Origin of the sequence: Micromonospora sp. NPDC047620, from assembly GCF_043205005.1 — a bacterium.
Classification (GTDB): Bacteria; Actinomycetota; Actinomycetes; order Mycobacteriales; family Micromonosporaceae; genus Micromonospora.
On record NZ_JBIDDG010000017.1, the window covers coordinates 48,939 to 68,330 of the forward strand.

Consider the following 19,392-nt stretch of genomic DNA (forward strand, 5'->3'; position numbering starts at 1 on the left):
GTCGACGCCGCGGCTCGCCGACACGGCGATGTCCTCCGCCGAACTCCCAGCCTGTCCCACGTGTTGCGCACAGCCGGGGAACGGGATCGTCGGCCGGGACGCGTCAGGAAGGCGCCGTCCGGGTCGCCAGCGCACGGGAGAGCCTGCGGACGGCCTCGTCCATGAGGTCGGGTGGCGCGGCCGCGTAGGTGAGGCGCAGGTGCGGTGCCGGGGGTTCGGCGGCGTACCACGGCCGTCCGGGGAAGACCACTACGCCCTCGTGGGCCGCGGCGGCGGCCAGCGCGACGTCGTCGGTGCCGTCGGGCAGGCGGGCCCACAGGTGCAGGCCGCCCCGCGGAACCACCGACGGGGCGAGTGGGGGCAGGTGCCGCCGCAGCGCGGCCAGCAGTGCCGCGCGCCGCGCCTGCAACGCGGCGCGCACGGTGCGGTGGTGACGCGCCCACGCCGGGGAGGTGACGAACTCGATCGTGGCCTGCTGCAGGGGGCCGGCCACGAAGAAGTCGTCGAGCAGCCGGCCTGCCCGCAGGCGGGCGCCGGCCGGGCCACGGGCGCCGATCGCCGCGACGCGGAGCCCGGGCGCGGCGGACTTGGTCAGGGAGCGCAGGTAGACGACGTGTCCGTCGGGGTCGTCGGCGGCCAGTGGAGGTGTGGCCTCGCCGTCGATGGCGAGGTCCCGGGCGTAGTCGTCCTCGATCAGGAACGCCCCGGCGTCGCGTACGGCGGCGGAGACCTCGGCGCGGCGGTGGGCCGCCAGGGTCGCGCCGGTGGGGTTGGCGGACAGCGGCTGGCAGTAGAACAACCGCGCGCCGGTGCGGGTGAACGCGGCGGCCAGTTGGTCGGGTCGTACGCCGTCGGCGTCGGCGGGGACGGGCACCACCCGCAGTCCGCCGGCGCGGGCCGTGGCCAGCGCGCCCAGGTAGGTCGGCGACTCGACGAGCAGGGTGTCACCGGGGGCGGCGAGCGCGCGGAGCGCGGAGGACAGCGCGGCCTGCCCGCCCGGGCAGATCACCATGTCGCCGGCGCTCAGCCCGCCTCCGGCCTCGCGGGCGAACCAGGCGCGCAGGTCCTCGCGGCCCTCGGCCGGGCCGCGTTGCCACGACGCGGGCTGTCGGGCGGCTCGGGCCAGCGCGGCACCGAGCGCGGCTGCCGGTTGGAGATCCGGGACCAGGTAGCCGCCGGACAGCGGTATCGCATCCGAGGGTGGTAGCGCCAGTAACGCCTGCATGTCCTCCTCGCCGGGTGGGCGAGGGCCGAGCGCCACGGTCTGCCAGGACAGGTCCGACCCGGGCTGCCGCGTGGGCGCGGCGGCCACGAACGTGCCCCGCCCTGATCGTGCCTCGACCAGTCCCTGCCTGGTGAGCTGACGGATCGCCTCGGTGACCGTCACCGGAGAGGCCTGGTGCCGCGCGGTCAGCTCGCGTACCGACGGCAGCCGGTCCCCCGGGTCGGCCCGGGCGACGAGCGCGCGCAGATCTTGGATGACACGCTCGGCTGCGTTACCGTTGCCCATGAAGGACAAGAGTAGCGCTACTGCCGTGACCACGGTAACAGCGGATCGCACCGTCGGGCTCGCCCTCGGAGCGCTGGGCGTGCTGGCCTTCAGCATGTCGCTGCCCATGACCCGCGTCGCCGTGCAGGAGCTGGACCCCTGGTTCGTCGCCTTCGGCCGGGCCGTCGGCGCGGCGCTGCTGGCATGGGCGTACCTGAGATCCACCGGCGCGCCGCGGCCCAGCCGAGGTCAGTGGCGGCGCCTGTCGATCGTCGCGCTCGGTGTCGTCGTCGGCTTTCCGTTGTTCACCTCGCTGGCCCTGACGACGCAGACCTCCGCGCACGGCGCGGTCGTCGTCGCCGTGCTGCCGGCAATGACCGCGATGTTCGCGGTGCTGCGCGCCGGAGAGCGTCCGCCGCCGCTGTTCTGGGTCGCGAGCATCGGCGGGCTGCTGGCGGTCCTGGCCTTCCTCATCGTCAGCGGCGCGGTCAGCGGCGCCCTGTCCCTCGCGGATCTGTACCTGCTCGCGGCGGTCGCGCTGTGCGGCCTGGGATACGCCGAGGGCGGTGTGCTCGCCCGCCAGCTGGGCGGCGCCCGCACGATCTGCTGGGCACTGCTGCTGTCGCTGCCCGTCACCCTGCCCGTCACGGCCGTGGCCACCACGATCCACCGACCGCACGCCGGCGCCGTCGCCTGGGCAGGGTTCGGTTACCTCACCGCGGTCTCCATGTTCCTGGGCTTCTTCGCCTGGTACGCGGGCCTCGCCCGCGGAGGCATCGCGCAGGTCGGACAGATCCAGCTCGCCCAGCCCGTCCTCACTCTGACCTGGTCGGCGCTGCTGGTCGACGAGGCCGTCGCCCCGGCCTCGGTCGCCGCGGCGTTCGTGGTGCTCGCCTGCGTCGTCCTGACCCAGCGCTCCCGCACCGGAACACGAACCGCGGCTTCTTCGCCGCCGGGCGAGCCGGGCCGCTCCGGCGCGAGACCCGTCGTGGCGTCGGCAGCCCACCGGTCGCCGGATCCGTCCTGATGCGTACCGGCGCCGCCTGGCGCGCCGGGCAGGGCGGCGCGCCAGGCCGGCCGCGTCGCCGGTGAAGGATTCCACCGTACCGAGAGCCTGGCACCGCAAACCGTTTACACCACCGTCGACCGCGAGGTATGTTACGGGCCATCCATCGAACTCCATCTATCACAAATCGATGCACTGAGGGGTGGAAGATGACTGCTCGACGCGCCTCACGGCGTACGCGTGGCCTACTCAGCGCCATGCTCGCCGCGGCTCTGGTCCTGTCCGGTGAGTCAGTCCTGGCGGCTCCGCCGGCATCGGCCGCCCCGGAACGGGGCTCGGCCGCGTCAAGTCGGTTGGCCACCGCGTTCGACACCGCCGCACGACGGTACGACGTTCCCCGCGATCTGCTCCTCGCCCTCGGCCACGCCGAGACGCGCCTCGACGGGCACGGCGGCAGACCGAGCGCGGCGGGCGGTTACGGCCTCATGCACCTGGTCAGCAACCCGAACCTGCACACCTTGGACGAGGCGGCCCGGCTGACCCGGCTCGACCGTGACACGCTGCGCGCCGATCCGACCGCGAACGTCGCCGGGGCCGCCGCCGTCCTGCGCTCCTACGCCGACCAGGCCGGCCTGACCGCCGTCGAGCGCCAGGACATCAACGCGTGGTACGGCCCGGTCGCGCGCTACGGCGGGGCAAGCACCCCGGCGGTCGCCCGGCTCTACGCCGACACCGTCTACGACCTGCTCCGAACCGGCTTCGAGACGGGACAGTCCGAAGCGCTGGCCGTTCCCGGCCGTCCGGTCGCGCCGCAGCGGGGCGTGCTCGCCCAGGCGGCGGGCGGGACCGGAACCCTCAGCACCGACTACGGGCCGGCCGCGTGGGCGTCGGCCAGCCCCAGCAACTACACCGTGGCCAGCCGGCCCGGCAGCCACCCCGTCAGGTACGTCGTCATCCACGTCACGCAGGGCAGCTACGCCGGATCGATCAGCTGGTTCCAGAACCCGGCCGCCCAGGCCAGCGCGCACTACACGTTCCGCTCGTCCGACGGGGCGGTCACCCAGTCCGTGCGCGAGAAGGACATCGCCTGGCACGCCGGCAACTGGACCTACAACACCCAGTCCATCGGCATCGAACACGAGGGCTACGTCGACAACCCCGCCTGGTTCACCGACGCGATGTACCGGGCGTCCGCGGCGCTGACCCGCAACCTGGCCAACAAGTACGGCATCCCCAAGGACCGGGCGCACATCATCGGCCACAACGAGGTGCCGGGGGCCACCCACACCGACCCGGGCCCGCACTGGAACTGGACCTACTACATGGAGCTGGTGAACGGGAAGACCGGCATCGGCTCCGGCACCGTGAACACCGGAGGGGCCGGACTCAACGTCCGCTCGGGGCCCGGCGCCGGCTACGGCATAGTCGGATCCGTCGCCGACGGCGCGACGGTCAGCATCTACTGCCAGGCCGTCGGCACCACCGTCACCGGCACCTACGGCACCACCAACGTCTGGAACCGGATCGGCACCAACAGGTACGTCTCGGACGCCTACGTCCTGACCGGCCACGACGGCTTCATCCCCAACGTGCCACGGTGCTGACCTCCCTGCACCGGACCCACGCGGAGCGGCCCCTCGCCGACGGTGAACGCGGTGAGAGGATCTGAAGGGCCGAAGGACACAAGGAGGGGTGCCGTGCGCTACGTCGATGGCCCGACGGTGGAGTGCGACCTGCACCTGGCGGCCGATCCGGCTCGGGTGTGGGAGCTCGTCACCGACATCGAGCTGCCCACGCGGTTCAGTACGGAGCTGCGCCGGGTCCGATGGCTGGACGGCATCCGGGGGCCGGCGCTCGGCGCACGGTTCGAGGGGCACAACCACCATCCCGCGCTGGGCGAGTGGCGGACCATCTCGCACGTCGTGCGGTTCGACGAGCAGCAGGTCTTCGGCTGGGTGGTGCTCGACCCGGACAACCGCTTCGGCGGCGGCCCCGTCGACCTGCGGCGCCCGGCCGCCGCCTGGCAGTTTCGACTCGCTCCCGAGGGTGACGGCTGCCGGCTGGTCCAGTCCGTACGGATCGGCCCCGGCCGCAGCGGGGTGAGCCTGGTCATCGACCGGTCCCCCGAGAACGAGGAACAGATCATCGAACACCGACGGGCCACCCTGCGGGACGCCATGACCGCCACGTTGCAGGGCATCCGGGGCCTCGCCGAGCAGCCGCGCTGACCACCGACGGCGCGGCTGCTCGGCGACCACCAGGTTTCGAGCCTCCGGCGACGGCGAGCGACACCGCCGCGGTGGTGGGCGGGCCGCACCGGTGGCGCAGCGAGTGCGGCCCCGCTCTACGGCACCGGGAAGTCCAGGTGCGAATTCCGGTCGGGATGCGTATGGACCATGTCCATGACCTGCGCCGCCACGGCGGAGGGGCGGCGGTCCCGGAGATCCAGGACGTTGCCGGAGACACTCACCCGGTTGGCCACGAGCAGCCGCATGATCGCCAGCAGGGCGTCGAACCGGCCGGTCAGGTCGAACCGGCGACCGTCGGGTCCGATCACGACGGCCGGGCTCGCCCCGACGGCGAGGGCGGTGCGCGGCCAGTCGATCTCGTACGACCGGCGGTCGGGGCCGACCAGCACGACGAGCTGCTTCGTGCGGTGCAGCAGCGCGAGGTAGGTCATCGGCACCGTCAGTTTCTTCCCGAGGTCGATCGGGGCGGTGCCGTCGGCGGGGAAGACGCGCAGGACGGTCTCCAGCACCGGGCCGGCGTACTGGAAGGTCTTCGTGCCCCGCAGTTCCAGGAACCGGCCACGGACGAGGTGCCCGCCGTGGCGGGCCCACCGGCGGTCCACGCCGCCGAACGCCCCTTCCTGCGCGGGCAGACGGTCGACCACCCACCTGGCCTGCCCGTCCGGCACCGGCTCGGGCACCGGCCACCCGCCGGCGGCCCGCTCGACCAGGCTCTGGAGCTGCGTCGCCACAGCGGGCTCGACGCGACGCAGGTCGATCGTGTCACCGTCCATGGTGATCCGGCCCGCGGTCCCGGTCCCGGTGGCCCGCCACAGCTCCAGGAGGAGATCCGGGCGACCGGTCAGCTCGACGTGCCGGCCGTCGAGGCCGAGCAGCCTGCACGTCCTGGCGCCCGACAGCAGGGCGCTGCGCGGCCAGTCGATGCCGAACTCCTCGGGGATGTCGGGATGGACGACGGCGACGAGTCGCCCCGCGGTGACGGCCGCCAGACACAGGGACGGCACCCGCCACGTGTGCGTCGACTCGAACGGCTCGCCGCCGTCAGGGTGGACACGCAGCCTGAGCCGGATGCGCGGCTTCGGCTCGTCGGGGTCGAGGTCGCCGTAGGACTGGTACGTCGCCTCCCAGTCCTCGCCGTACGACACGAGTGCCGCCTCGCGTACCTCGGCCGTTGCCAGCCGGCCGCCCTGGACGGGGATCCGGGCGCGGGGGGTCCACATGGCGAAGGTCTCGTCGTCCCACTGGTACGCCGTGGACACGCGGTCGCGGTCGGTGATGACCGGGTGGTGCCTGCGGGTGAAGAGGAAGGCGCTGACGGGGATCGCGAGGGTGAACCCCAGCCCGGCGAGGAGGAAGGCCAACGGGACACCCCGTTCGCCCTCGCCGGCATCGGTGACGCCCAGGGCGCCGCAGACGAGCAGGATCGGCCCCGCCACCCCGAAGACGGTGAAGAGCACGAGGTTGCCGACGAACGTACGGGCGAAACTCCGCACCACCCCTCCTTGGCTGACGTCGGTCCTTGATACCGCCGGTGCTGGCTCCACGGCGGCGACAGACCCAGACGGTACAAGGCCGGCGCCTGCCGACGGCAGACCGAGAGCGGCGCAGGGTTCGACGTCGACGGCTGGCTGGACCAGCTGGGCGTGCGCCGGCCCACCTGACCGGGGAAGCCCGGGGGTGCCGACCCGGCGCACGCCTTGTGCTCGTCCGGTGGTCCGCCCCGGTCAGGTGACGTCCCTGCGGAGGGGCAGGACGACAGCCAGTAGCGCGGCGGCGAGCGCGTAGGCGATCAGCAGCCCGGCGCCGGCCTGCGGGGAGAGGAGTTGCGGTGCGGCTCCGGTCGTGTCGTCCGCCACCTGGGTGAGCGCGGTGAAGTTGGTCAGCGCGGCGGTGGCACCGCCGGGCAGGAACGGGTAAGCCATGTTCACCCCGGGAACGAAGAGCAGCAGGTTCTCGCCCATGTAGAGGTACGCGCCCAAGCCGGCCAACGCGAGCACCTGGTTTCGGACCAGCGCGCCGATGCCCACGCCCAGTACGGTGTAGGCCGCCATCGCCACGACCAGGCGCAGCAGCAGACTGACGACGACATCGAGTGGTGCGCCGGCGGGGATGTCCCGGACCGCCATCCCGGCGTAGAGCGCGATGCCGGCCGCGATCGTGGTGATCAGCCCATAGGCCACCCCGGCGACGAGGTAGACGAGGAGTTTCGCGGCCAGCACGCTCCAGCGTCGGGGTGCGAACAGAAACGTGGCCGATATGGTCCGGTGCCGGTACTCGGAGGTGACCGCCGTCGCGCCGAACAGCGCAGGGACGATCACGCCGAGCCCGGCGAGGCCGAGTACCGCGCGGATGCCGGCCTCGGTGTCCAGTCCAGGCAGTGGCGGATTGACGTTCTCGGGACCGATGACGGTGAGCAGCCCGACCAGGCCGCCCCCGATGACGACCGCGGCGGCCACCGCCCAGATCCAGAGGCGGGTGGCGAAGAGCCGGCGGAACTCGGCTCGGACGAGGTGGCTCATCTGGTGGTCCTCTTCTCCCCGGTCAACTGCAGAAATGCCTGCTCCAGGTCGGTGCGGCACGGGGTCAGTCCGTACACCCGCAGGCCCGCGCCCGCCGCGGTGTCTGCCACCCGTTCGGCGCTGAGGCCATGGACTCGGAGGGCGCCCGGACCGGTGTTCTCGATCCGGGGCGGGCGACCGTCGGTCGTCCCGACATCGGCCAGTCGCGCGGCGAGGAGGTCGGCGTCAGGAGACTGGACCACGACGGCGGGAACGGTCACCGCAGCGAGTTCGTCGAGGGTGCCCTCGGCCATCAGGCGCCCGCCGCTGAGCACGATTACGCCGTCCACCATCTGTTCCACCTCGCTGAGCACGTGGCTGGAGACCAGGACGGTGCGCCCCTCGTCGGCGAGCTGGCGTAGGAACCGGCGTAGCCAGGCGATCCCCCCGGGGTCGAGCCCGTTGGTCGGCTCGTCCAGAAGCAGCACGGGAGCGTTGCCGAGTAGGGCCGTGGCGAGGGCGAGCCGCTGGCGCATACCCGTGGAGAATCCGCCGGTCTTCCGGCCCGCGAACCCGGGCATGTCCAGAGCCTCGATGACCTCGTCCGCGCGTCGTACCGGCAGCCCGGCCATGTCGCAGTAGATCCGCAGGTGGTCCCGGGCGCTGATTCCGGGATGACAGCTTGACGCGTCCAGGGCCGCGCCGACGGTACGAGCCGGCTGCGGCAGTTCGACGTACCGTCGGCCACCGATGAGCGCGTCGCCAGAGGTGGGGCGAACCAATCCCAGGATCATTCGCAGGGTGGTCGACTTCCCGGCGCCGTTCGGGCCGAGGAAACCGGTGACCCGCCCGGGCTCCACGGTGAAGCTCAGGTCGGTGACCGCCGGGACGGCCCCGAACCGCTTGGTGAGGTTGCGCACCTGCACCCGCACGCCGTCGGACGTCTTCGTGATGCCGGTGAGCGGTTTGTCGTGGTCACCGGGTACCAGCTTTCGGATCATGGGCATGCGGCATCGCCATTCGAGGTGGGTTGAATAAGGGACCGGCGGCCACCGAAGTGGCCACCGGCCGGGAAGCGACGGACGGACCGGTCAGGGCGTCCGGGTGGCCTCTTCGATGAGCCGGACCGTGGCGCGGGGGTCACTGACCTGGACGACGAGGCGGTTGTAGCGTTCGTCGGTCAGTTCGATGACGACGGCCTTCGCTGGATCGCGGACGTCCCAGAACACCCGCTCGCCGTCGAGGTGGAAGGTGCCCGCGACGATGACCCCGGGGAGGTGGGCTCCTGGCGCTCGCAGCCCCTTCGGCTCCTTGACGATCCCCGGGTCGGCGGTCGCGCCCCTGACGTTGACCAGCGGGATGGTGAGCCGGCTCTTCAGTGCCCAGAGCTTGTCCAAGCCTTCGATCTCCACGACGAGGGCCTCGCCGTCGACGTAAACACGTGCCATGTCTCTCTCCTCAGATCTCGTGCCGGCTGAGCTGGCCGGCCATTGCCCGGCCGGCGTCGGTGGTTTGTGTATCGGACGCGCCGGCCCTGGCCCGCAGGCGCAGACCCAGCACGGTGGCGGTCAGCGCGGTGGTCAGTGCCGTGACGCGAGCGGTTCCGTCGGCGCCCGGATGTTCGGCGATCAGGACGCGACCGAGGGCCTCATCCATCTCCCGCAGGCACTCGGCGACCACTTCGGCGACCTCGGAATCGACCGGGGCGCGCTCGACCGCGGCCCTCAGGAGCAGGTCGAAGCCGGGTGTCGCCGCGTCGGTGGCGAGTACGCGACGCATCGCCTCGGCGATGTCGCCAGTTGCCGCGACGGCGGCGACGAGTGGTCGCACCTGGTGCTCCACGTGCCAGCGCAGCGCCCTCGTGTAGAGCCCGCTCTTGCTGCCGAAGGTCTTGTACAGGCTGTTGCGATGGACGCCGAGGCTGGCCACCAGGTCGTCGATGGACGTGCCGTCGTACCCCTGTTCCGCGAACACCCCTATCGCCGCCTGAACAGCCTGATCCTCGTCGAACCCGCGTGGTCTCCCCATGGCAGTGACAGTAGCGGGTTTAGGAACGACCAGTCAAGAACAATCGTTCCTAAATTCGCGCCGCAGAGCGACGTCGAGAAGATCAGGGCCATCTTGGCCCGCTCGGCGGCCATTCGCGGCATTCGTAGGGCCCTTGGGTCATGTGGTGTCGTATGTCCCGCTCCCGCGGGCTCAGCCGCGTAGGCAGGGCCGGCCGGGTCCACGCCAGCGCGGACCCGGCCGAGTAACCAGGGGGGCTACCACCCTCCTGAACGCCTTCCCGCACGGTGTGCCACTCCGGCCTGGTTCTTGCCGCCTGAGGAGGCCCTGTTCCGTCCCTACCGAGCCCTGGCGCGACGCCGGCTGTCGGCCCTGCTGCGGCCGAACGCGTCGACGTGCCCCCAGCGGCCCGGAATGTCGAGCAGTTCGATCCGGCCGATCGCGGCCGGCAGGGCGGGGTCGACCGCGAGGTGGTCCTCGTGCGGATTGAGGCCGAGCATCGTACGGAGGAACAGCAGGGTCGCGCCGGCCGACCAGCCCTGCGGACTGCAGGCGGTGGGGTACTCGACCGGGTACTTGGTCAGGGACCGCTCGTAGCCGGCGAACGCTTCGGGCAACCGCCCGCCGAAGTACTGCGACGCGTCGATGATGCCCTCGGCGATCTGGCCGGCCTCCTTCCGGAAGCCATAGCGCCACAGCCCCCAGGCGATGATCGAATTGTCGAACGGCCAGACCGTGCCGACGTGGTAGCCGACCGGGTTGTACCGCGCCGCGCTGTCGGCCAGGGTGCGGACGCCCCAGCCGGAGAACATGCTCGGCCCGAGCAGGTGCTGGGCGATCTTCTGGCCCCGGTCCGGTTCGACGATGCCGCTCCAGAGCAGGTGGCCCATGTTGGACGACATGGCGTCGACCGGCTTGCCGTCGGTGTCGAGGGCGAGCGCGTAGTACTCCCCCTCTTCGATCCAGAAGTCGCGGTTGAAACGGCGCTTGAGGTCGGCCGCCTCGTCTTCCAGCCGGTCGGCGTAGGCGGGGTCGTTCCAGAAGTGCCGGGCCAGACGGGCGCCGCGCAGCTTCGCGTCGTAGGCGTACCCCTGCAGCTCACAGGTCGCGCGTGGCAGTCCGGGCAGCCGGCCATCGCGGTAGGAGACGGCGTCCCAGGAGTCCTTCCAGCACTGGTTCTCCAGGCCGTTTACGGTGTTCCGCCGCTGGTACGATATGTAACCGTTGCCCAGGATGTCGCCGTACTCGTCGATCCAGTGCAGCGCCGCGCGAGCCTCGAACTCCAACTGTCGCACCAGGCTGGCGTCCCCGGTCCATTGCTCGTACTCGTCGAGCAGGATCACGTACAGCGGGGTGGAGTCCGCCGATCCGTAGTAAGGGCTGTGCGGCTGCTCCTCGAACGCCGCCGACTCCCCGTAGCGGAACTCGTGCGCGATCTTTCCGGGTTCCTCGTCACGGAAGTCGTCCAGCTTGCTGCCCTGCTGGAAAGCGAGGTCGCACAGCACCGTCGAGGCGAGTTCCGGCACGAACGGCAGTGTTTGCAGGCTGATGAAGATGCTGTCCCGGCCGAAGATGGTCATGAACCAGGGCAGCCCAGCGGCCGGCAACCGCCTGGGGAAGGCGAGCGGTGAGTACCGCATGGCCGCCAGGTCGGTGAGGCTGCGCTCGTACGCCGTCTGCAGGGCCCGGTGGTCGCACACCAACTGTGGTGTCTGGACGAGAAAGTCTTCGAGGTCCTGCCGCAGCTGCGGCTTCTCCCGTCCGCGGTGGGCGTCCAGGCTGGCCCGGATGTCAAGGCCCCGCGCGCCGCGGACGATCGGGTAGACATGCAGTTCGGTGCTCCACCTGCCACGCGGTGCGATCCGGATGTCGAAGGTCATCCCTGTCTCGTCGACCCGCGCCGGCGCCGTGCTCGAAATGATCGTCTCACGCGAGAAGGTGCCTCGTTCGTAGCGGAACCGCAGATGACCGTCCTCGACACTCGTCGCAGCCTTACCGGTCTTCCGTCGTACGTCCTTGATCTCGAACAGGTCGGCGAAGTCGGTGGCCATCTCCACCCGCACCGTGAGGTGGTGTTCCTCGGTGTCGTGGTTGAGTACCGTCAACTGTTCGCTGAACTCCCGGCAGATCTGCTGCTGCCGGATGACCGAGACCTTCGCGTCGACGTAGTGGGTCGGCTGGCCGGGTACGAGGAAGTAGCGGGTTTCGAAGTACTGCAGGTCGTCCCGGGACAGGGCGTTGAGCGGTTCGCCGTCGACGGTCAGCACCCAGGTCGACAGGAACCGTGTATCGAACGAGAAGAGCCCGGTGGGAAAGACCGGCGACGGGTGGAGGTCGCCACGCTCGTCGCTGACGACGAACGTGTTGCCGTCCAGGATGCTGACGCCTCGCTCGCTCATGATCCCTGTCCTCCTGCACGGGCGAAGTCGCGCGGATGGTGGGCGCCCTCGGGGCCGGGGAGCAGCCGCTCGAACGCCGGCAGGAGCGCCAGGTCGCCCTCGACGGTGATCTCGTTGCGCATCAGCGCCGCAAGGAGCTGTGCCCGACCCTGGGCCAGCCGGTCGAAGAGCGTATGGTGGCCGCGGATCACCAGGTCCGGCTGCCGGTCCTGGCGCGACACCTGGATTGCGCCGTCGCGGAGCATGACAAACCAGACATCGGTCCCCGCATCGCGTTCGACGTCCAGCCGGATCGTGCCCCGGGCCTTCATCGTGATCGGCGAGGCCGGGCGCTGGCTCAGCCGGCCGAGAAAGTCGGCAGTCGGGTCCCCCATCGGCGCCTCCTTCCGACATCCCCACGGGCCGCACTGTTCGTACAGCCTGGAACGCCGCGGGGTGAGGGGTCGTCACCCGAAACAGGTGAAGTCGCCGGCGCCGGTCCGGGCGGCGTACCCGCCGGGCGGCGGTGGCCGGTTACCCGGCCGACCGCTGCTTCCGGGCGGGGTCCGGCGGGTCAGCCGGCGGAGTGCGCGTGGCGGGCCGCCCGCTCGGCCAGCCACAGCCACCGGCGCTGCACGTCACCGCTGGTGGCGGCGACCATCGCCAGGGCGTCGCCGCGGACCGCGCCGAGGGCGTCCGCCGCCGCCGTGGGGTCGTCCAGCACGGCCGCGCCGGCGCGGAACGCCTCGGCCTCGGCCGCGCCGCCGAACCGCGGCGCCACCTCCGCGCGCCAGAAGTCCGCCCAGGCCAGGTCGGGGTTCCAGGTGAAGCGGGCGTACGCCAGGTAGCTGATCTCGTTGGTCGGATGGTACGCCGACGCCTCGGCGAAGATCGTCAGGCCGCGCATGCCCGCCCCGGCGGCCCGGGTCGCCATGTCGGCGTACAGGTCGGGCACCCAGGAGTGCCGCTGCCGGTTCCACTGGGAGCCGGCGTGGGTGCGCAGCACGTTGGTGGTGTGCGGGAGCCCGGCGACGTGGTCGGCGGTGAGCCGGTCCCGGTTGTCGTGCCAGAAGCCCCGGTTGACGCAGTACTGGTAGGCCACGTCGTCGGGCAGGTCGGCCAGCGGCTTCTGGGCCTCCAGGTCGAAGATGTTGTCCCAGTAGACCTCGACGAGGTGCCGCAGCGGCACTCCCGCCGGCCCGGTGCGGCGGGCGGTCTCGAGCAGGGTCGGGTAGACCGACCGCATGGCCTCGTACGACCAGGAGGTGCGCTCGCCGCCGGTGCGGGCCGCGCACCTGGCGCAGGCGCAGCTGCCGTAGTCGCCGGTCTCGAAGTTGACGCCGCCGACGGGGAGGGTGTCCAGCAGCCAGTCGACCGCCTCCCGGTGCCACGCCAGGTTGTCGGGCTGGGACGGGCAGGCGGCCATCATGTACTCGCTGGCCGGGAAGTGCAGGTCGCCGAAGTCGTCGATGTCGAACCCGACCTTCTTCGGCAGTTCGGCGGCCAGGTCGGGGCGCTGACGCAGCCAGGTGGCGAGGTTGTAGCGGTGCCGGCCGTCGAAGTAGATGCCGCCGTAGGCGTTGACGCCGATCCCGGCGATGATCCGTACGCCTCGGGCGTTGGCGTACTCGCACAGCTCGCGGGCCGCCTCGACGCCGCCGTGGGCGTCGCGCAGCAGCCCGTACACCACGATGCCGCCGATCCGCTCCCGGCTGCAGAAGTCGACCAGCCGCCGGTAGTCGGCGCCGAACGCGTCGACGGGCTTGGCGTACGGGTTCAGCGCGCCGATCTCCTGCTGGCCGAGCTGCCGAAGGTCCCAGTTGGTGGAGTGGTCCCAGGTCCACAGGTTGCGCAGCGGCAGCCGAGGCGCACCCTCCCGGACGCCCACCGGCACGCCGGCCGGGGTGGCCAGGGCGAGCAGCTCCCGCGCGGCGTAGACCAGGCCGGCGAAGGGGTCGCCGCTGAGCCGGATCTCGCCCTGCTCGGGCACCTCGATCCGGTAGCCGCCCTCGGGCCGCGCCGGGTCGGCCTCGAAGCGGACCGGCACCCCCTCGGGAGTCTCTCCCCACGCCTCGCCCAACAGCCGGGCCGCGTACGGCGCGGATGCGGTGCCCCGCACCCGGACACCGGCGATCTGGCGGTACTGCGACATCATGACCTCCCGAGGGACTGCGGGGTGGCCGCGAGGTAGTCGACCACCTCGATGCCGGTCCACACCCGGTGCTGCCAGTACGGATCCTGTTCGATACGGCTGCGGGCGGCGGTGGCGTCGGCGGCCCGCAGGACGAGGACGGAGGCGCCGAGGTCGGCCCGGGCCCCGGCGAGCAGGGCGGTGCCGTCGGCGAGCAGGGCCTCGACGTGGGCGAGGTGGGCCTGCCGGTGCGGTTCCCGGCGGGTGACGGCGTCCGCGGCGAAGGTGGCCGTGACCAGGAAGGTCGGTTCGAACCTCACGCCTCACCGCCGATGGCCTCGAGCAGCCGCCGCATCGCCACCCGGTAGACCGTCTGCGGCCGGCCCGCGCCGGTGCTGACGTGCACGCCGACCTCCTCGGCGAAGCCGGCGGCCCGCAGCGACTTGAGCAGTCGGCGCGCCGAGCGCGCCTCCACCCCGTAGGCGTCGGCCAGGGCCCGCGCGGTCACCTGGTTCGGGTCCATCTGGTGCAGCGCGTCCAGCAACCGGCGGGTCGACAGCGGCCCCAGGCGGAGCTGTTCGGAGATCCGCAGGACCTCGGGCGCGGTCTCGCGGAGCCGTTGCTTCACCGGGCTCTCCCGGCTGGAGTAGATCTGCCCGTCGGGGAAGACGACGTGGGTGTCCCCACTGCCGCGGCCGAGTGCCAGCGCCTTGCGGGCGTTGTCCTCGGCGGCGGCGATGGTGGTGCCGGCACCGAAGCCGACCGTGTGCTCGACGTCGACACCACGGAGGGTCAGCAGGGAGGCGTGGCCGGCCCGGTGCCGGGCGATGGCGCTCTCGACGGTGCCGCGGGTCGTCGTGATGAGCAGCGTCCGGTCGTCGATCGTGCCCAGCCTGCCCCGCATCCGCTCGGCGTGTTCGAGCAACGCCTCGCGCAGCCGCAGCCGCTCCCGTTCCATCTGGTACGGGTCCTGCTGGCGGCTGGCGGGCTCGGTCAGCTCGATCATCATCACCGCGATCTGGGTGGCGCGGGACTGTCGTACCTCCGCGGCGAGCCACGCCCGGCGCAGGGCGTCCCGCACGGAGGCGCGGGTGTGTTCCACCCGCCAGACCGGCACCCCGCTGTCGGCCAGGTCGCGGTGCACCGCGCCGAGGCAGGTCAGGCACGCCTCGACCGCGCCGGAGGCGTACCGCTCGCGGTGGAAGGCGGTGATCTCGTCGAGGCCGGAGAAGAGCAGGCCGGAGGAGTCCGCGATGGGCAGGATCTCGGTCGGCGGGGTCAGGTCGATGTCGTGGTACGTCTCGCGGACGATGTCGGCTTCGATGGTGTCCACGCTCACCGTGGGCAGCCGTCCCCCAGTCGCCAGCAGCATCCGCGACAGTGTCCGGTAGAGGTCGATGCCGGCGTGCGGCATGTAGTCGATCTCGGCGCGCAGGTCGCCGGCGGCGGCGGCGAACGCGTACGGGATGCGCCCGGTGAAGAGCAGCACCTGGCACAGCTCGTCGAGTTCGCGGGCCAGCTCGAGGGCCTGTTCCGGCCGGGTGTACGTGCGGGCCGTCAGGTCCGTGGCGCGGCCCTCGCCCGCGGCGACCTCCTGCACGAGCCGGATCGAGTCCTCCGGACCGATGATGCCGATCACCTTGCCACCTCCACGTCGTCGCCGGTCTCGGGCGGGCTGCTCAGCGGGTGTGGACGGTGCCGACCACACCGTCGCTGACCGGCGACGCCAACAGGACCAGCGCGGACGCCACGTCCTCCGGACGGCCCAGGGCCGCCTCGATCTCCGCGACCCGGCCGGCGTCGGTCCCGTTGGTCCGCGCCTCGTCCAGCGACCGTCGCATCAGCGGCGTGTCGATGTCGCCAGGGCACAGCGTGTGCACGCGGATCCCCTGTGGACGGAGCTGTCGGTCCAATGTGAGCGCCAGGCCGTGCAATCCACCCTTGCTCGCGCCGTAGGGTACCGAGCCGGAGCCGTTCTGCACGCCCGCCCTGGAGCCCACCAGCACGAGGACACCGGTGCCCGGGGTGAGGTGCCGCATCGCGTGCTTGGCGACGAGGAACGGCCCGGTTAGGTTGACCGCGATCACCTGCGCCCACAGCTCGGCGGTGACCTCCCGGATGTCGAGGCCCTGGCCGCGCATGACGCCCGCCACGTGCAGCACGGCGTCGATCCCGCCCCACTCGGCGGCGACGTCGTCGAGCGCGGCTGCGACCTCGGCCTCGACCGTCACGTCGACCCGGCGGGCGCTGGCACTCGCCCCGGTGCGCCGGGCCGCGGCGGCGGCGCCGGCCGCGCCGTCGCCGTCGGCGTCCAGCACCGCGACCGCCGCGCCGGCCGCGGCGGCGGCGTGGACGGTGGCCAGGCCGATGCCGGAGGCGCCGCCGACGACGACCACCCGCCGGCCGGCCAGCAGGCCGGCCGGCGGAGTGTCAGCGGTCATCGCGCGACCGTGCGGCGCACGGCATCCACCACGTCGGCCGCCTCGGGGATCACGGCGGCCTGCAGGGCCGGGGCGGCCGGCATCGGCACGTCCGGGGTGGCCACCCGGGCGACCGGGGCACGCAGGTCGGCGAAGCACTCCGCGGCGGCCCGGGCGGCGATCTCGGCGCCGAACCCGCCGGTCAGGTTCGCCTCGTGGGCGACGACCAGCCGACCCGTGCGGGCCACCGAGGCGGCGACGGTGTCGAAGTCCAGCGGGTTGAGCCAGCGCAGGTCGATCACCTCGGCCTCGACGCCCTCCTCGCTGAGTTGGCCCGCGGCGTCCAACGACGCCGAGACCATCCGGGACCACGCGACGACGGTGACGTCGGTGCCCGGGCGGACCACGCGGGCGCCCCCGACCGGTTCGACCGGGGCGTCGGTGCGGACGGGTCCGCGTGTCGGGTAGAGCATGCGCGCCTCGGCGACCACCACCGGGTCGTCGCTGACGACCGCGGTGCGCAGCATCTGGTACGCGTCGTCGGGCGTGGCCGGCAGGGCCACCCGCAACCCGGGGGTGTGCGCGAAGTACGCCTCGGGTGAGTGCGAGTGCTGGGCGCAGGCGCCGGGCGAGTAGCCCTGCTGCATCCGGATCACCAGCGGCGCCTTCCACCGGCCGTTGCTGGAGTAGTGGATGGTGGAGATCTGGTTGACGAACTGGTCCATCGCCACGAACGAGAAGTCGGCGTACATGATCTCGGCGATCGGCCGCAGGCCGGTCATCGCCGCCCCCAGGGCCATGCCGAGGAACCCGGTCTCGGAGATCGGGGTGTCGAAGATCCGCGCGGAGCCGAACCGCTTGTGCAGCCCCTTCGTGGCGCCGAACGGCCCGCCGGGCAGGGCGACGTCCTCGCCGAAGTAGACGGTGTCCTCCCGGCTGTCCAGCGCCCAGGTGAGCGCGGCGTTGACGGCCTGGATGTAGCGCAGGGACTCAGACATGGACGTGCTCCTTGACGGTCGCCGGGTCCGGGAACGGCACGGCACGGGCGGCGGTGACGGCGGCCTCCACCTCGGTGGCGACCTCGGCGTCGATCGCGTCGAGCCGGGCGGTGAGCGCGGCGTCGGCGGCCTGCCGGATCCGGGCCAGCGGCTCGCGTTCCCGGGCGGCGGCGACCTCGCCCGCCGGCCGGTAGTGCTGCACGTCGCCGCTGTAGTGGCCGACCAGCCGTTCGGTCATGGCCTCGACGATGGACGGTCCGGACCCCTCGCGGGCCCGGGTGACCGCCTCGGTGACCGCCTCGGCGACGGCGTCGGGGTCGTTTCCGTCCACCACCCGGCCGGGGATGCCGTAGCCGGCGGCCCGCTCGGCGAGCTGGCGGACGCGCACCATGTCCTCAATGCGGGACATCTCGGAGTAGACGTTGTTCTCCACGACCAGCACCAGCGGCAGGTCGAGCACCGCGGCGAGGTTGAGTGCCTCGTGGACGTTGCCCTGGTTCATCGCGCCGTCGCCGATGCTGACCACGGACACCGCGCCGCTGCCGGTGCGCTGGGCGGTGAGGGCCGCGCCGGCGGCGACGGGCACGCCCGCGCCGACGATGGAGTTCTCGCCGAGGAACCAGCGGCCCGGATCGGACAGGTACGGCGAGGCGGCCCGGCCGCCGCAGAGGGCGGAGTCGCGGCCCATCATCTCGGCGAAGAGGCCCACCATGTCCACGCTTCGGGCGATGGCCCAGCCGTGGCCGCGGTACGTGGCGGTCACGTGGTCGCCGTCGCGCAGCGGCCGGCAGGCGCCGACCGGGATCGCCTCCTGGCCGTTGCACAGGTGGATCGAGCCCGGGATCTCGCCGTCGTCCTTGAGGGCGGCCAGCCGCTCCTCGAACCGGCGGATCCGGGCCATGAGCCGATAGTCGTCCGGCAGACCCATCACACCCCCAGTGGTAGTTAGAGCCTTATTCCGGCTCGTTCGTTTTGAAGCCTAGACCAGCGCTGTAAGGCTATGGAAGAGTGCAAGAGCAAGTTTCTGGCCGTTATTGGTCTCTTATTTGGAGGCAGGTATGGAGATCACCGCCGTCGAGTCGGTGGTGCTGGGCGACGCGCACTTCGTCCAGGTGCACACATCGGACGGGCTGGTCGGCGTCGGCCAGTCGGCCTGCTGGGGCTACCCCACCGCGGTGCACGCCGTCGTGGAGGCGTTCCGTCCCCACCTGCTCGGCGCCGACCCCACCCGGATCGAGCACCACTGGCACCACCTCTACCGGATGGGACCGTTCCGGGGATCGGTGCTCTCCGCCGCCGTCTCCGCCGTCGACCTGGCCCTGTGGGACCTGCTCGGCAAGCGCCTCGGGGTCCCGGTCTGGCAGCTGCTCGGCGGCCGGGTCCGCGACCGGATCCGGCTGCACCTGCTGCTGCCCGGCACGGGGCCGGAGGCACTGGCCGCGCAGGCCGCGGCAGCCGTGGCCGACGGCTTCACGGCGGTCAAGTTCGACCCGCTGCCGGCCGACTACGCCGACCTGTCGCTGGCCCGGCTGGTCACCGCCACCGAGGCCACCACCGCCGCGGTCCGCGACACCGTCGGCACCGACGTGGACCTGCTCATCGAGCTGCACCGCAAGCTCACGCCCCTGCAGGCCGAGGCGGTCGTGCCCGCGTTGGCCAGGCACCTGCCGCTGCTGGTAGAGGACCCCATCCAGATCGACAGCGTCAGCAGCCAGGCCGACGTCGCCCGCCGCGCGGCGGGGGTGCCGATGGCCAACGGCGAACGCCTGCACAGCATCTGGGAGTTCAAGGAGCTGCTCGCCCAGGGCGGCGCCCAGTACGTCCGCCCCGATCTGGGCCTGGCCGGCGGGATCAGCCACGCCCGCAAGATCGCCGCACTGGCCGAGGCCCACCACGCCGCCGTGGTGAGCCACAACTGTCTCGGTCCGCTGCTGACCATGGCCTCGGTGCAGTTGGACGCGGCCATCCCGAACTTCGTGGTGCAGGAGTACTCGCCCCTGGACGACCAGCTCGCCGACGGGCCCGCGCGTGCCTGCGTACGGCGGCAGGGCGGCTTCCTGCCGGTGCCGCAGGAACCGGGACTCGGCGTGACGCTGGACCTCACCGGCGCCGCGCCGCTCGACCTGACCGGTCGCCCGTTGACCCGGATCCCGCTGCGCGCCGACGGCTCGGTCGCCTACGCGGTCTGAGTGCTCACCCCCGTGGCCCGGCGGGAC

At 72.2% G+C, this 19,392-nt stretch carries 18 protein-coding genes; 4 read left to right on the forward strand and 14 right to left on the reverse strand.

Annotated features, from left to right (window positions below):
- Positions 1 to 103 precede the first annotated feature (103 nt).
- Positions 104 to 1,510 (reverse strand): PLP-dependent aminotransferase family protein, encoded by a 1,407-nt coding sequence (locus ACGF5C_RS21600; RefSeq protein WP_393304145.1) that lies wholly within the window; start codon positions 1,508 to 1,510, stop codon positions 104 to 106.
- Between the two features lie 25 nt (positions 1,511 to 1,535).
- Between ACGF5C_RS21600 and ACGF5C_RS21605 the strand changes: the two genes are divergently transcribed.
- From ACGF5C_RS21605 to ACGF5C_RS21615, 3 genes are all read left to right on the forward strand, one after another.
- On the forward strand, positions 1,536 to 2,516 hold the full coding sequence (locus tag ACGF5C_RS21605; protein ID WP_393304147.1) for a DMT family transporter: 981 nt from the start codon (positions 1,536 to 1,538) through the stop codon (positions 2,514 to 2,516).
- 332 nt (positions 2,517 to 2,848) lie between these two features.
- Positions 2,849 to 4,099, forward strand: coding sequence for an N-acetylmuramoyl-L-alanine amidase (locus ACGF5C_RS21610; RefSeq protein ID WP_393304149.1), 1,251 nt, complete (start codon positions 2,849 to 2,851; stop codon positions 4,097 to 4,099).
- A gap of 93 nt (positions 4,100 to 4,192) precedes the next feature.
- A complete protein-coding gene (locus ACGF5C_RS21615; protein ID WP_393304151.1) occupies positions 4,193 to 4,723 on the forward strand; it encodes an SRPBCC family protein in 531 nt (176 codons plus the stop codon).
- A gap of 116 nt (positions 4,724 to 4,839) precedes the next feature.
- Here ACGF5C_RS21615 and ACGF5C_RS21620 read toward each other — a convergent pair whose 3' ends face one another.
- The 13 genes from ACGF5C_RS21620 to ACGF5C_RS21680 all read right to left on the reverse strand — a co-directional run bounded on the left by ACGF5C_RS21620 (position 4,840) and on the right by ACGF5C_RS21680 (position 18,104).
- The gene (locus ACGF5C_RS21620) at positions 4,840 to 6,237 is read right to left on the reverse strand and encodes a hypothetical protein (protein WP_393304153.1); all 1,398 of its coding nucleotides are present in this window, start codon (positions 6,235 to 6,237) and stop codon (positions 4,840 to 4,842) included.
- A 231-nt stretch (positions 6,238 to 6,468) separates the two neighbouring features.
- Positions 6,469 to 7,263 carry an ABC transporter permease gene (locus ACGF5C_RS21625; protein WP_393304155.1) on the reverse strand — a complete coding sequence of 265 codons (795 nt, stop codon included), beginning with the start codon at positions 7,261 to 7,263 and terminating at the stop codon, positions 6,469 to 6,471.
- On the reverse strand, positions 7,260 to 8,243 hold the full coding sequence (locus tag ACGF5C_RS21630; RefSeq protein ID WP_393304314.1) for an ABC transporter ATP-binding protein: 984 nt from the start codon (positions 8,241 to 8,243) through the stop codon (positions 7,260 to 7,262). The genes ACGF5C_RS21625 and ACGF5C_RS21630 overlap by 4 nt, the downstream gene beginning before the upstream one ends.
- Before the next feature lie 90 nt (positions 8,244 to 8,333).
- On the reverse strand, positions 8,334 to 8,690 hold the full coding sequence (locus tag ACGF5C_RS21635) for a hypothetical protein (RefSeq protein WP_393304157.1): 357 nt from the start codon (positions 8,688 to 8,690) through the stop codon (positions 8,334 to 8,336).
- Between the two features lie 10 nt (positions 8,691 to 8,700).
- Positions 8,701 to 9,270, reverse strand: a complete 570-nt coding sequence (locus ACGF5C_RS21640) for a TetR/AcrR family transcriptional regulator (RefSeq protein WP_393304159.1) — start codon at positions 9,268 to 9,270, stop codon at positions 8,701 to 8,703.
- A 317-nt stretch (positions 9,271 to 9,587) separates the two neighbouring features.
- Positions 9,588 to 11,648 carry a glycogen debranching N-terminal domain-containing protein gene (locus tag ACGF5C_RS21645; RefSeq protein WP_393304161.1) on the reverse strand — a complete coding sequence of 687 codons (2,061 nt, stop codon included), beginning with the start codon at positions 11,646 to 11,648 and terminating at the stop codon, positions 9,588 to 9,590.
- On the reverse strand, positions 11,645 to 12,022 hold the full coding sequence (locus ACGF5C_RS21650) for an SCP2 sterol-binding domain-containing protein (protein WP_393304163.1): 378 nt from the start codon (positions 12,020 to 12,022) through the stop codon (positions 11,645 to 11,647). The genes ACGF5C_RS21645 and ACGF5C_RS21650 overlap by 4 nt, the downstream gene beginning before the upstream one ends.
- 179 nt (positions 12,023 to 12,201) lie before the next feature.
- On the reverse strand, positions 12,202 to 13,779 hold the full coding sequence (locus tag ACGF5C_RS21655; RefSeq protein ID WP_393304165.1) for a hypothetical protein: 1,578 nt from the start codon (positions 13,777 to 13,779) through the stop codon (positions 12,202 to 12,204).
- A complete protein-coding gene (locus tag ACGF5C_RS21660; protein WP_393304167.1) occupies positions 13,779 to 14,078 on the reverse strand; it encodes a YciI family protein in 300 nt (99 codons plus the stop codon). The genes ACGF5C_RS21655 and ACGF5C_RS21660 overlap by 1 nt, the downstream gene beginning before the upstream one ends.
- Positions 14,075 to 15,397: a hypothetical protein gene (locus ACGF5C_RS21665; RefSeq protein ID WP_393304169.1), complete on the reverse strand. Its 1,323-nt coding sequence runs from the start codon at positions 15,395 to 15,397 to the stop codon at positions 14,075 to 14,077. The genes ACGF5C_RS21660 and ACGF5C_RS21665 overlap by 4 nt, the downstream gene beginning before the upstream one ends.
- A gap of 40 nt (positions 15,398 to 15,437) precedes the next feature.
- The gene (locus tag ACGF5C_RS21670) at positions 15,438 to 16,199 is read right to left on the reverse strand and encodes an SDR family NAD(P)-dependent oxidoreductase (RefSeq protein ID WP_393304171.1); all 762 of its coding nucleotides are present in this window, start codon (positions 16,197 to 16,199) and stop codon (positions 15,438 to 15,440) included.
- Positions 16,196 to 17,176 (reverse strand): alpha-ketoacid dehydrogenase subunit beta, encoded by a 981-nt coding sequence (locus tag ACGF5C_RS21675; RefSeq protein WP_393304172.1) that lies wholly within the window; start codon positions 17,174 to 17,176, stop codon positions 16,196 to 16,198. Before ACGF5C_RS21675 ends, ACGF5C_RS21670 begins: the two co-directional genes overlap by 4 nt.
- Complete coding sequence (locus ACGF5C_RS21680) at positions 17,169 to 18,104, reverse strand: thiamine pyrophosphate-dependent dehydrogenase E1 component subunit alpha (protein WP_393304174.1); 936 nt, start codon at positions 18,102 to 18,104, stop codon at positions 17,169 to 17,171. The genes ACGF5C_RS21675 and ACGF5C_RS21680 overlap by 8 nt, the downstream gene beginning before the upstream one ends.
- 130 nt (positions 18,105 to 18,234) lie before the next feature.
- Here ACGF5C_RS21680 and ACGF5C_RS21685 point away from each other — a divergent pair, with 130 nt between their 5' ends.
- Complete coding sequence (locus ACGF5C_RS21685; RefSeq protein WP_393304176.1) at positions 18,235 to 19,365, forward strand: mandelate racemase/muconate lactonizing enzyme family protein; 1,131 nt, start codon at positions 18,235 to 18,237, stop codon at positions 19,363 to 19,365.
- The last annotated feature ends 27 nt before the right edge of the window (positions 19,366 to 19,392 follow it).

What these genes read in the sequence shown, in the direction of transcription:
- ACGF5C_RS21600 (WP_393304145.1), bottom strand. Translation starts at nt 1,510, where the DNA reads ATGGGCAACGGTAACGCAGCCGAGCGTGTCATCCAAGATCTGCGCGCG.
- ACGF5C_RS21625 (WP_393304155.1), bottom strand. Translation starts at nt 7,263, where the DNA reads ATGAGCCACCTCGTCCGAGCCGAGTTCCGCCGGCTCTTCGCCACCCGC.
- ACGF5C_RS21630 (WP_393304314.1), bottom strand. Translation starts at nt 8,243, where the DNA reads ATGATCCGAAAGCTGGTACCCGGTGACCACGACAAACCGCTCACCGGC.
- ACGF5C_RS21635 (WP_393304157.1), bottom strand. Translation starts at nt 8,690, where the DNA reads ATGGCACGTGTTTACGTCGACGGCGAGGCCCTCGTCGTGGAGATCGAA.
- ACGF5C_RS21640 (WP_393304159.1), bottom strand. Translation starts at nt 9,270, where the DNA reads ATGGGGAGACCACGCGGGTTCGACGAGGATCAGGCTGTTCAGGCGGCG.
- ACGF5C_RS21645 (WP_393304161.1), bottom strand. Translation starts at nt 11,648, where the DNA reads ATGAGCGAGCGAGGCGTCAGCATCCTGGACGGCAACACGTTCGTCGTC.
- ACGF5C_RS21650 (WP_393304163.1), bottom strand. Translation starts at nt 12,022, where the DNA reads ATGGGGGACCCGACTGCCGACTTTCTCGGCCGGCTGAGCCAGCGCCCG.
- ACGF5C_RS21655 (WP_393304165.1), bottom strand. Translation starts at nt 13,779, where the DNA reads ATGTCGCAGTACCGCCAGATCGCCGGTGTCCGGGTGCGGGGCACCGCA.
- ACGF5C_RS21670 (WP_393304171.1), bottom strand. Translation starts at nt 16,199, where the DNA reads ATGACCGCTGACACTCCGCCGGCCGGCCTGCTGGCCGGCCGGCGGGTG.
- ACGF5C_RS21675 (WP_393304172.1), bottom strand. Translation starts at nt 17,176, where the DNA reads ATGTCTGAGTCCCTGCGCTACATCCAGGCCGTCAACGCCGCGCTCACC.
- ACGF5C_RS21680 (WP_393304174.1), bottom strand. Translation starts at nt 18,104, where the DNA reads ATGGGTCTGCCGGACGACTATCGGCTCATGGCCCGGATCCGCCGGTTC.
- ACGF5C_RS21685 (WP_393304176.1), top strand. Translation starts at nt 18,235, where the DNA reads ATGGAGATCACCGCCGTCGAGTCGGTGGTGCTGGGCGACGCGCACTTC.